Raw genomic sequence first — 13,170 nt, forward strand, 5'->3', positions numbered from 1 at the left:
AATGAAGATAGTTTTGCCCGGAAATGCTACTTTCTCACAGGCATTTTAAGGCTTAGCGGTTTCTCATTTCTAAGCATTCTGGCAGCTTCTCCCGTTAACCATAAATAATGATCTGAGGGTTTCCCATCCATGGTAATAAAAGAAGTAACTGTGCTTACCGGAGGGTTATCGGTGGTTTTAAATATTGCGGTTGCTTCGTTTACTTCATCAAACATTGCTACATATAACATCGTAGCACCTGCATTGACAACAGTACTTATCTGCTGCCAATAAAAGCGTCCTCCTTGCCTTGGAATTGACCCTATCGGTTTAACATCCTCTGGAAACTCGTACTTACTCAGATTATGCCAACTGAAACCAGGGTAAACGCAAGGAACATAATCGATATGGTGATCACGGCACCATTTTATATCTGCAATGGTATTATCACGTAACCTGTCCATGTCATTGTGCAACAATGGAGAATAACGCTGTACTGACCAGGGCAAAACGATATCGCTCTTCTTGATGAGTTCATGTAAATACGGATCACTAATGCAATCCGCATTTAAGGTACGCCAAGCCATGGGAACACCTAACATAACAGCGCAATTCCCATATATAGGATCATTTTTAAGAAAATCAATAAATTTATCCAGTCCGATATTGCGCATGTTGTAAGGTCTATCAGGAAACCCAATACCCCAGATCGTTACCAACGGTTTGCCGTTATGATGGATATAAGTTTTCTTTCCTGTCTGATTTGTGACCTCAAGTTGATCGACCAGATATTTCCAATCCTCAATTAAAACCGAGCAGTCTTCACCTGTAGCGTTCAGACCTGAAAGATCATACATGATACCAATTGCCCTATCATATTTTGAAGCGGCTTCAAACGCATTTCTGAGAATATTAGAAGAGTCTTGATTTCTATTTTTGGCATTATTAAAAAACCGCTGCATAAATACACCGTCCACCCCATATTCCTTCATCCATTTGAAGTGAAGATCAATTGTACTTTTATCATTGGAACTGAAAAATTTAGCGGCCTGCCCGTTACTTAATTTCCAGGGTGTATTATATGTTTTTTGATATTCGCTTACATCTGGCCACATATCAATACCGCTACGGTTTTCATCACCATAGGCGTACCGTTTTGACTTTGTACCATCTCCTTCAGCCCTGAACCAGCCCTGATAGCCAGCCATTACAAGGCCTTTATAAGAGGGATATTGGGTTAGCTTACTATGTTTCGACTGTGAATTCCCGTAGAGTGGGATAAAGAGCAGTATATATGTGGATATGTATAATAATTTTTTCGAATTCATAAATGATTTTTTAGTTTAATAGGCTAAGTTAAAATCGCCCGCCAAGTACTTACTTGTCAAAATAGGCCATAACTACACTTGTGAGCTTTCTGTGGTCTTATTGGATATCTAGCAAAACCATACTCTTTCCATGCTAACAGGAGCGTATTGAGTAAATATCCAGTACATCTGTGGATATATATTTATGACAAAATTGTTGAACCTGCTCCCAGCAATGCCGCCTTTTCGCCTAGAGAAGATTTTCTCACAGGCAATGTATATCCTAGGATATCTCTGAGGTGTTTACATGTATCTTCTAAAAAGTAAGCATCCGCATTTGCAATATTGCCGCCTAAGACAATTGCCAAAGGCATTTTTTTATCAATAAACTGATTTAAAAATTTAGCCAGATTTAAACTGAACTCTGCAAATATCGTATCAAAATAAGGGGACTGTAAATGGTTATCCACTAAATCTTTAACATCTTTAATCCTCGATCCGCTTAGTTCTGAAAATCTGTTAACAAACCATCTGGTTGAAATATAGTCTTCTGCGATACCCTCTAAAAAAGACATACACCAGAGTGCTGAGTCATCTGCTTTGCCATTTTCAATGTGTGAGGTACCAAGTCCAGTACCAAGGGTCAGCCCAATAGCCCGCTCATATCCATCCAGGCTCCCACTAAAAACCTCTCCCTTTAAAAAGCACGCCGCATCATTTATAAAATTGATCATAGACCCGGGAATATTTAATCGATCTGCGAGCATATCTTTTATATTCAAGCCATAAAGCGCCCCATACTTTCCTTGATCTTTGATTTTGCAGATACCCTTTTCATAATCCATAGGGCCAGGCATTGCTATATTGATCTTCAATGCTTTCAGGTCATATTCAAGGCATGAATTTTCTAGGTTTTTTGCCCAGGTATCGATGATTTCGGTGGGAGATCCAGCCGAATTGAGTTTGGTCCTTGACCAGGTTCCATCTACTTCAGTTTTCCTTTCAAGGTCAATTATTGCGGAGGTAATATGAGAGCCCCCTACATCTGCACTCAATACAATCTTATTGCTATACATTGAATCTATTTGGTTAATTATACAGCCCAAACTTATTCCAAAGGCTTAAAAAAAGCTTAAAAAAGAATTAATGCACGAAATAATTTTTCAATTTTCGAATATTTTTATCACCCAAGAAATTAAAGTAGTGGTTGGGGTTATCGAATAGCACCAATAACACCCACACAACCATTTAAACTCAGTTTCCTTTGATTTAACGAAATTACAGATGGGATCAAAATGTACCTTCAAAAAATTGGACAGATCAGATATGATCGATAAAGTATATTATGATACTGTCGATGCTCTCTTGAGTTGCGCTAACGCCAAATAAGCTGGCATAAGTATTAAAAAAAGTTAAAAAGACATGAGAATTGCCCCAAAAATGTCAGACAATCTTGGGGCTTGGATGAAACATTGAATTTTGAGTAAAACTTATTAGAGCACGACCTCGATTGTGGAACCAGATAAGTCACCTTTTGGCAAAATAATGTTTTTGTTGATCCCACCTAGCATAATATTTATATTTTCCATTTTTCTTGTCGGATCCGCTATCCAGAGGTGGTATTTCCCTTGTTCTTTTTTAATGATCACTATACAGGATTGATCGGTACTAAAGGCAACTGCTGGAAGAATGTTAACAGAACCAGCTTTAAAGAAAGCAGCTATTAAAAGATTATCTGTCATTATTGCTTGGGTCGCTTCGGTGTTGATAATATTTTTCACCAAATCCCCTACCTTGACTGATTTAGTTTCCACAAGACTCAATGCAGGCTTAATAATATAGCTGTAACTTGTTGAGCTTTTATGAGAAATATAAGCCGTTAGCATGTTTCCAGATACTGGCTTATTTCCTGATGCTTCATCTACCAGGTTCCAGTTGCCATCACGTTTTTCAGTTTTAATTATAAGATCGGTTTCTCTATCGGGAAAGAAATAAGCTACGCTGTCCTGCCACATCCAGCTTACTTCCTCTTTGTTTTTGCCTTTGAGTAAAGGTTTGTCCAGATCATAAAGTTTCTGGTCAACAGTGGTTATTAAGTTTTCCCTGTTCGGCGCGTTAATATCAGCGCCCAAGGCAATCATTAACCCATTAAAAAAAAAGTAGCTTTTGTGTGCTTTTATACCTGCCCTATCGTAATCAAGAGTGCTCAACGCTATATTTCCGTTACTTACCTGTCCGGTAAAAAGCCCTTTGTTTGCTGATGAAACAGCAACCTTTCCTTTAGGGTCAGTGGTTAAGTCACCTGTTGTGCCGGGCAGCATTGACCAGTTCCATAAAGGTTCAATATTGCTGTATTCCTTTCCACTCCTTTGTATGAGTGTGACCCCGTCATTTAAAAACGGGCCTTTTAAGTTTTCCGTATTGATAGATTCAATCCTGCTCACTAATGGGGAATGCGTTTTTACACTGATCATATAATTATCCTGATTTCTGGAAACAAGATATCCGCTCCTCCAAAAACTATTGATACCTGTAAGTTTACAATCTTTAAGCGCTCTCTCAGGATAACCACTGATCATATATCTACATCCATCGCCTTTGTCGAATGAGCGGATCATTTTAGAATTCACATTTAGGTTATCTCCTCTCTTTAATCCACTATTTTCCCTAAGCTGTCTGCCTATAGCGGTAATATCCATACGTTTTTTATAAATACTCCATCTTAAGCCTTTAGATACATAATCGAAAATAATCTGTTGCTTATTCTTGGCAAAAGCAACAGAAGAACTGGAAGTTATGGTCATCCAGAATAATAAACTATTTGTAAAGTGCATGCCGTAATTACCAAACTGAAGCATAGGACCATGCTGTTGGAACGAATAATCAGGTTGGATACCTTCTTTAGCCGATATTGAAATTACTTCCTGCATCTTTTTCATCACCTGGGCAAATACCTCAATGTCATTTTTGATCAGGGCAACCCTGGCCTCATTATCAAGTTGCCAGATCAGGTTCTGACCGGTGGCTTTATAAACGGGTATACGGCCAATAATTACTTTGTCTAAAAATGTCAATTCCTCTAACAAGGCGTCTGTGTCCAACATTAGCATCAAACTGGTGTATGCAAACGGTGTATTGATATTGTTCTGCCACCAGTTTTCGCATTTGAAATCATTTTTTATCCAGAATGCAATGGCATTGTGTACTGCAGAAAGATACTTTGGATTCTTATTTTTATGATATGCCCGGTAAAGTAACATAGTCCGATAAAGGTGCCAAGATGGCCTCCATGCGCCGCGCATCTGTGATTTATAATCTATGTCGCTCCAGCTGCCATCCTGGGATAGGTTTTCAAAATATCCTTTAGCATCTGTCTTAAAAATGACATCGTCTGTGAGGATATAGCTCTGCTCAGTGCCATAAGTAGTCTCAGAGCGTAAAAAATCTCTACATTTATTGCGTAGAATGGTGATCTCATTTTTGTTAGGTTCCTTTTTTTCTTGGGCAAAAGAAAATTGAACAAAAATAAACAAGAGAAAAAATAAACAGTTCTTCATTTTGAGTGGCATTATAAGAGTTGAATAATTGATTGCTAACAATCGAAGGGATGTTTTGAGTTTATGATAAAAAACCATAACCGCTTCATTTATTTTTTGGAAACTGGCACGCCTGTCCCACAAATATGATATTTTTAAAGCAGATTCATTTGGTGTAATGTTCTTAAGCAGCATCTTCATTTAGATAAATATATTTAAGGATTCAATGAGTTGGTCTCGGAATGGGCTAATGTATTGTTAGTATCCCCATCAGACATTTGTTTTGGTAGACTTGAAGCTCTCTGCTTAAAAATACACGGAATATTTAAGGTTGAAAATATCTTTTTATCATTTTTCTGCGTCAATCTTGTCATGAGAAGTTCCATAATTTGCTGGGCTATTGCTTCCGAAGGTTGTTCGATAGCGGTTATAGTTGGTGAAATAAGCTCGAGCAGTTCAAAATCATCAAATGAAATCAGTGCAAGATCTCCTCTGACCCTTTCAGTGGCACCTTTAAGTGCCCGGAGCCCTTCCAAAGTAATATAGTTTGCGCCGAACACTACAGCATCAATATTATCTGAACTGCTCAAAAAATCTTGAATCGCAGCCACCGTGCTCCCAGGTTTAACATAGTTCAGTTTTAAGATAAATTCGTCCAGGCCGTGATCTGTAATAGCTTGGCGGTAACCCTCAATACGGTCTATCATCTGTTGTTCTTTTGTTTCGGCCCCTATAAACGCGCATCTGCGATACCCATTATTTATTAAATGTTCTGTCGCCCTGAAGGTACTTGCAAAATTATCCACAAGGATGTAGTCCGCAGGGATATCGTGGAGATAACGATCGAAGAGCACCAAAGGAACCCCTGATGCAGCAAGTAACCTGACTTCGTCCTCCAAGCCTACTGCAGTGGCAATAATATAACCGTCAACCTGCCGTTGCATAAATACATTCATAAGTTCAGAAAACTTATTTTTTTCTTTTCCGGTGCTGCAGAATAAAATCTTATAACCATACAATGTTGCTTTTTCCTCCAGAAAGTGGGCAATCGTAGAAAAAAAAGGATCGGCTATGTTGTCTACCAAAAAGCCAATCGTACTTGATTTTCCTGTCCTAAGGCCTTTGGCGAATGAATTTGGGCGATATCCAACCTCATCAACCAGTTTGAGGATTTTATCTGTTACTTTCTGACTGATATGCTTTTCTGTGGCCTTCCCGTTGATCACAAATGAAACAGTTGTTATGGAGATATTAAGCTTATCAGCAATGTCTTTAATTGATATTCTTCTGGTCATTGGGATTAAAATATTTAAACCTTTACATAAAGGTGGTTGACGCTATGATTTCCATCAGCTCTAATAATAATATTTCAGCACAAGTCCTATTTGGTCAACAATAGAACAAACATAATGTGAGTCATTAAAAAATGCTTAAAAAAAGGTTAAAACTAAATATTTTAAAAAAAGACTTTTTTTAGCCTCATAAGAAGTATTAAAGCTAATTATAGAAACATCCTTTTGGCATCCAACAGGTAAAACAAGGCCGGACATCCATCCGGCCAATGTTCTTAACTAACTAAAACTTCAATTATTTTTTATCTTTTTTTATTGCGATCGCTTGTTTGAGAATATATATTCGCGAATAAATCCAATAAAAGCGCATGTTAACTCGGTTATTTGCCAGGTAAACTATCTTTACCCGCTATCCCGTTATTTATGCGTACCAAAATATCCTGCAAATGCGCTTTTGTTATCCCCTTGGATAGTGGAATAGCTTTAAGAATATCTTTCTTCAGTTCTATTAGGTGGGCCCTGACCATACTGGAAACATCGGTCCTGGTCGGGTCTGGGTTTGCGTAAGCCAGCGGACCACTGCCTTGTGCGGTTACCACAATTTCTGTTGTGGCCACGAAGGCTTTCAAAGCATTTAAAATGTAGGTTTTCTGGAGGTTTCGACGATAGATGTCTATGGGTTGGTGAGTAAATAGTTCTCCCCATACACCTGCTTTTAAATCCGATAGGAATTCACTGGCGGTGTAATTTTTCCATGTTTTGTTTGTTTCAGCAACTAGCAACTTTCCAAGTATATCAGATCCCTGCAACCTGTTTAATACCTGGCTTTGAAAAACATTTATCCACATCACCCCATTTGTCCCGGTACGCGACATAATATCCTGATCCAGTATCCAGTTTGGCGTGATAAATACATTATCCGTAAGGAACCGCATTGCCTCCTTTTGCTTCGAATAAGAAACGTTCTCAAAAACAGGACCTTCCTGTTCTATGCTTTTTGGCGTTACATATATCCCCCCTATATTTCTGGTTACATGCCCCAAATAAGTCTGAAACTGTTTAAATACCTCCTGATATATTGCTTTTAAGTTACCATAACCTTCACCAGGTTCTGCTGTCCAGGTTCTAAGTTGTGGAATTATTCTCTTCAGGTTTTTAATGCCATAAGTACTGGCCAACATTGCGTTGTCTCCAAGATCCTCGCTTTGAGAACGCGGATCTGTATACTCCTGTTCATTTCCAAAATATAACCGTTTGTTTTTGCCCAGGCTGTCAATAATCTGCTTATTAAGAAATACACCCTCTTCTTCAGCAGTTTTAAACTGCGGCATCCACTGGTAACCAAATTGTATTGCCCATTTATCATAATCACCAATACGGGGAAAGAGCCCTTTTTCACCAATATTATCTTCTGGTTGTGCAACATAATTAAAGCGTGCATAATCCATTATAGAAGGTGTATGTCCATTTGCTTCTACCCATACCTTGTTCCTTAATTTCTCAACCGGCACGGTAGAGCTGGCGCCAAAATTATGCAACAATCCCAATGTATGGCCAACTTCATGGGAAGAAACAAAACGGATCAATTGTCCCATTAGTTGATCGTCAAATTTCATTTTACGGGCTTTGGGATCAGTTGCTCCAGCCTGGACCATATACCAGTTCCTGACCAGCTGCATGATGTTATGGTACCAGTTGATATGGCTTTCAATAATTTCCCCGCTTCGCGGATCATGAACATTCGGTCCGCTGGCATTGGCAATTGAGGAAGGTTTATAAACAATTACGTTATGTCTTGCATCATCCATGTTCCAGGTGGAGTCACCCGTCGGGGCAGGCAGGGCAATGATTGCATTTTTAAAGCCTGCACGCTCAAAAGCTTTTTGCCAGTCATTTACCCCGGCGATCAGGTAAGGCACCCATTTTTTGGGTGTTGCCGGATCGATATAATAAACAATAGGCTTTTTAGGCTCAACGAGTTCACCCTGTTTATATTTTTCTATGTCTTCATTTTTTGGTTCCAATCTCCAGCGCACCATCATTACCGATTGTTTCACCCCTTGTGGATCAGCATCGAAATCTATATAGCCCTGACCAAAATATCCTACCCTACCATCTGCAAAACGTGCTTTCATCGGCACCTTTGGCAACATTACTATTGAACTGTTGAGTTCATAAGTTACCGGAAGTGTGGAAAGTTGCGGCTGACCTGCTATAGCGCCTCTGCTGTAGGTTCTTACCGTACGTACTTCAACATTTAGCGGATAGGCATTTACAGAAGTAATATAAGATTTATCCGGTTGAAGGGCGCCAACACCAAGCAGCGTTTTTATCCCCACGTTAAAATAAAAGATTTCATTCTCGGTATTTAAATAATCTGTTACATCAATAACTGATGTTTTCACTCCTGATGAATCCCCACCAAAAGCTTTGACGGCAAAGCTGGCGACAATCGGCCGTAAGTTGGAATTGATCACCGATCTGTACATACCGTTGCCAGTAGTATCTGCCGATCGCTCATTAAAGGAAATGAGCTTTAAAAAGATGCGCTCATTAGGTCCTTTTGCGAAGTTGATTACGTTCTCGGCGATCTCATCACCCGCATAGCCGATCATTTGTGGTCTTGGGCCTGCTGCTGATTTTGAAATTCTGTTTACAACAAGGAGATCCCGGTTAAGTATACTATCGGGGATTTCAAAATAGTAGCGCTGTCCTATCTGGTGGACTTTAAACATGCCTGAGGTGGTTTTCGTCTTTTCGGTAATAACCTGTTTATAGGGTTTTACCGCACCAAGGCTGTCCTCCTTTTTAACCTGCTGAACAGGAGCAACTATGGTGGATATTACAGGCTTTGATGAGGTCCTTTGCGCAATTGAGGCAAAAGGAAGCCCTAAAAAAGCCAAAATAACAATTTTGAATTTTAACATTGTGTGTTTACTTTAAATTAAGAATTTGCTTATTTTAGAAATTAAAAGGTTTGGAACAGGTATGGGAAGGCCAGTCATTGTTTTAACAGTTATTTTAGCGGGTGCAACTTTAAGTTCTACTTTGATTCCGTAAAGCAAATACCCCGGCCGGCTTGCGCAAAAAACAGTCCCTGTTAGCATCCATACCAACAGGGGAATGTTTCTCTTTGATTTCATTTTTGATCTTTTAAAGCCAAAAAGGATAGCAGCGGTCAATACGTCCGATTTCCATTTCCATTCTCTATGTAATTCACGCAGTTCACGCGGCCGTGTCCGGTGAAATTTGCCTGGGAGAGGGCCTGTATGGTTCCTATGGAACTGATCTTATGAAGATATACCTTGTAGTCTCCATTTTTATAAGTAGCAATTGCCAGGCAATCCACAGAATAAGTAACATTTGCTGCAGGTTGCGGGTATTTGATGTGCTGTATACTGGTGACATTTTCGCCATCAGGCAGGGTAAGCTGTAAATTTTCAGGAAGAGAGGCCACATCGGTCATGTATACCTTATTTCCTTTTGCATAATAGATATAGTCGGAATCGTGGTTTCCGCCAATCACATCCGCATTCATTAAACCATGTGTTACGGGAACTGGTTTTGAATCTTGTATTAACGCTGGTGTACTAGTAGATGTTGATCCCGCCAAAGGATTATAAGTTGCATTCAGCCTTGCCAGATATCCATCGCCATTTGCCTTTCTAAACAGAACCAGCGCAATGCTTCTAAAGCCTGCATAACCAGCCATCCATATAGGCTCTGCGTTCATATTCTTTAACGCTGTACCTATAGCCGGACCGGAGTTTGCCAATGTTTTATAATCTGTATTGTCGATGGTGATGACTGATTTTGAGTTTTCATCAAAAGCAATTGTACAAGCACCTACGGCCCCTATTGGGGACAAAAGATAAGAGGATGCGGGAAGATTGGCAAATAATGAACCCTTGTTCATAGCATATATTTTGCCGTCATTAATAATGTGCAGCAGGTTGGTGGCGGTAGGCTGGAAGATATTCTGAGGCTTCTTGACTGTCGGCTTGGTAAAAAACATATCTTCAAATCCCATTACCTTCTTTCCGTTATCTATTCTGAAAATTGCGGCGTCCTGATCAGATACTACAGCTAGCACACTATAAAGATCAGAAGAAGTCAGGCCTTTTTTAAATGATCCTGCAAAAATCGACTTTATGGCCTTGCCTTTCAGACTACTTCCATTGAAATTGGAGATCCAGTTGTCAATCCTACCTCCCGAATAGATAAAGTCGAAATCAGTTTCCGCGCCGTCATCTTTGAGCAGATACCATCCGGTCATTGTTAAGGTAGATACGGTAAGCGAGCTGGTGATCAATTGGGTCACTGAAGTTTGTTTATTCTTTAAGTTGAATACCAGCGTGTACTGGCCAGGATTTAACTGCACGTTATAATCCAGGTTTTTTGTCCTTGATATCGTATCACCCTTGGGAACAGTTCCGGATTGTACATTAAAATTGCCTGAAAATACAGTCCAGTAATAACTGTACTGCTCTTCGTTTTCTACAGTGGGGCTTATCTTTAATATATCACGATAGGTAAATACCTTGTATGAGGTTTCATATCCTTTGATAACAGGTAAAGGCAAATCAGGCTTAAAGTCATTACCTTTATTTTTGACACAAGAGTAACTAAACAGGAGGAGCAGGCCTAGTACTAGCATATATAATTTTTTCATCTTTCTATCTTTTATTTGTTTAATGCAATGAGGCTATCATTAACCGTCGATAGTCAATCATTAATAGAGATTATTTTTTTGTCCTATCAGCAATTATGGGAAGGTAACCAGGGGACTTCCGGGTGTATCTGTTTCCCTCATTGGTGCTTTACCACTTGCTATATTTGCAGGGTCATTATTATAGGTGACCAAGGCCTGCTTTAGCAGATTCTTGTAATTAAGAGTGGCCGAAATGCTTGCTGCTTTCTGATACCAAGCATCGTCAATGCGCTCCTGCAATACATCTATCATAAACTGGTGTTTACGTATGCTATATTTTCCAAATGCAACGAAAGCGCCTGCCTGCGACCCATCAACCCTCCAGGAATAAAACCGTTCCAATCTGTCGGAAAATCGTATGGCGACAGATCTACTTTGAACTTCTCCAAGTCCGAACTGAGCATTTGCAACCAATTCCAGACGTAAACGGTAACTATTGGCTTTCAGGCTCGGATCCCGCAGCAGCACCACCGGGATCATTGCTTTTACTGCATTTGCCTTTACTATCATAGAAGATTTTAAGGAGGCATCGTCCATTGCCAGATAATGTACCCCCGGGACAGCGGGATTAGGTTCACCAGCTTCCGTTCTCTGTACCAGTTTAACCTCCCGATCAAAGTTTGCAGTTTTCCCTATTGTATTTACCTGGATGTAGACGGTATCTTTTATTGTTGAAGCCGGCTCATAAACAAAAGTTGAATTTATCGTGGCCGTATCAGTCATCTGTAGCCGGTCAATATCGGTATAAACCAATAGCTCTGCTTTAGAACAGCCAGCCAATACCGCTAGCGAGATACAAACCAGTATAAAATATATTAATCTGTTAGTTTTCATTAGTTCTTGATTTAGTTGATTTCACGGTCTGGTTTGGGAACAATGTATTTGGCGGGTGTTGCGTTATAGTACACCGAGGTCCAGCTTGCAGGCAAAGTGGTTACATTATATCTTTTGTAAGTAAAGAAGCTTTGTCCTTCCCCATAGAGTTCACGGACATATTCCCTGATCATTTTATTTTTTCTGTCTGTCATCCAGTCTGCATTGTTAAACGCCGTAAAAGGAATTCCTTTTTTGCTGCAAAAAACAAGATAACTGGCTTCTGCACTTGCCTTTGTGTCTGCACATTCAGTTAGGATTAGGTACATTTCACTTAAACGAATCAAGGGAACCTGGAGGGTTTGGGAAGCTGATGAGGCAGGCTTCTGGATAAACTTTTTGAAGGTTGCATAACTGGTAAGCCCTGTAAAACTTTTGTACGTCCACATTTGCCCCTTCCATCGGATGTCTGAAGTTCTTTCTGCTACTGGAAAAAGGTTATTTAGGTAGTAGAATCCATCCTGGTCCGCAAAATCATATCGCTGAAGACCGCCACTATTGTTTCCAAACAGTGAATTGGCAATCGCTTCGAGGTTATATACACTTAGGGCCATGATATGTTCTGATGGCATGGTATAATCCTGGGCTGCACGGTCACTTTCCTCACCCAGCCTAAATGTTGGTTTTCCGGTTTGATTTACTGCATCAACGACCATCTGCGCATATTTGGCCGCATTCACTTTATTTGCAGCATCAGAAGACGCCAGCCAAAGGTATACCCGGGCTTTTAAGGCAAGAACAGCGTAGTAATTCATTCGCACCTGTCTATATTCAAGGTAGTTGTCGCTGATAACAGCCTGATCAAGCGGGCCAGGATTTAGCTGTGCAATCGAATATTTACGGATAGGGTCAACATCTTTCAGCAGCGTCTCTGCCTGATCCAGATCAGCAAGCACAGCTTTAGCAAATTCCTGGTATGAGATTGGTAGGTGGGTATCTTTGGTTACTGTTTTTACATAAGGAAGAACTAGGCCAATTCCGGGGCTGGAAGGAACCGGACCAAACATACGCAGGGCATCGAAATGGCAAAAGGCCCTTAATGCCAAGGATTCTCCCTTGGTAATTGCATAATTTCCGTCAGAGAAAACAGCCTTTTTTTCATCAATTTTCTCCAGGATGCTGTTTACGTCGGCAATAACCTTGTACAGATCCTGGTAGGTGGCGTCATTCCATTCCCGAACAGTCTGATCGGTATATTTTCCAGCGATTAAAGCTGGTATGGCTGTATTGGCACTATTGGTATTGTCCCAGTTACCAGCCATATATTCTATATTCCCCCACATTAAAGAACCTCCGTAAATATTACCGCTTTTCATGCGGATATATGCGCCGGTAAGGACGTCACGAAAGCCTTTTTGTGTTTTAAATAATTCATCCTGAGTAGTCTCACCATGCGGTTTTACATCAAGGAATTTTTTGCAACCTGTAGATAGAATACCTACAAGCATTATCATTGTAAATACTTTTTTCAT

Annotated in this window: 8 protein-coding genes; all 8 read right to left on the reverse strand. The window is 40.0% G+C overall.

From position 1 onward, the window contains the following. Positions 1–26: 26 nt before the first annotated feature. The 8 genes from DRW42_RS09835 to DRW42_RS09875 all read right to left on the reverse strand — a co-directional run bounded on the left by DRW42_RS09835 (position 27) and on the right by DRW42_RS09875 (position 13,170). Positions 27–1,187 carry a glycoside hydrolase family 99 protein gene (locus tag DRW42_RS09835; RefSeq protein ID WP_208643535.1) on the reverse strand — a complete coding sequence of 387 codons (1,161 nt, stop codon included), beginning with the start codon at positions 1,185–1,187 and terminating at the stop codon, positions 27–29. A 302-nt stretch (positions 1,188–1,489) separates the two neighbouring features. Further along, a complete protein-coding gene (locus DRW42_RS09840) occupies positions 1,490–2,362 on the reverse strand; it encodes an ROK family protein (protein WP_113948652.1) in 873 nt (290 codons plus the stop codon). A gap of 417 nt (positions 2,363–2,779) precedes the next feature. Continuing rightward, positions 2,780–4,843 (reverse strand): polysaccharide lyase family 8 super-sandwich domain-containing protein, encoded by a 2,064-nt coding sequence (locus DRW42_RS09845; RefSeq protein ID WP_158544311.1) that lies wholly within the window; start codon positions 4,841–4,843, stop codon positions 2,780–2,782. Positions 4,844–5,037: 194 nt separating this feature from the next. Next, positions 5,038–6,117: a LacI family DNA-binding transcriptional regulator gene (locus DRW42_RS09850; RefSeq protein ID WP_113948654.1), complete on the reverse strand. Its 1,080-nt coding sequence runs from the start codon at positions 6,115–6,117 to the stop codon at positions 5,038–5,040. 377 nt (positions 6,118–6,494) lie between these two features. After that, on the reverse strand, positions 6,495–9,041 hold the full coding sequence (locus tag DRW42_RS09855; RefSeq protein WP_113948655.1) for a zinc-dependent metalloprotease: 2,547 nt from the start codon (positions 9,039–9,041) through the stop codon (positions 6,495–6,497). A gap of 251 nt (positions 9,042–9,292) precedes the next feature. Continuing rightward, positions 9,293–10,786: a PKD-like family lipoprotein gene (locus DRW42_RS09865; protein WP_113948657.1), complete on the reverse strand. Its 1,494-nt coding sequence runs from the start codon at positions 10,784–10,786 to the stop codon at positions 9,293–9,295. Between the two features lie 93 nt (positions 10,787–10,879). Then, the gene (locus DRW42_RS09870; protein WP_113948658.1) at positions 10,880–11,659 is read right to left on the reverse strand and encodes a DUF4843 domain-containing protein; all 780 of its coding nucleotides are present in this window, start codon (positions 11,657–11,659) and stop codon (positions 10,880–10,882) included. Between the two features lie 11 nt (positions 11,660–11,670). Then, entirely contained in the window at positions 11,671–13,170 is a 1,500-nt protein-coding gene (locus DRW42_RS09875; protein ID WP_113948659.1) for a RagB/SusD family nutrient uptake outer membrane protein, read from the reverse strand.

Origin of the sequence: Pedobacter miscanthi (assembly GCF_003315595.1) — a bacterium.
Classification (GTDB): Bacteria; Bacteroidota; Bacteroidia; order Sphingobacteriales; family Sphingobacteriaceae; genus Pedobacter; species Pedobacter miscanthi.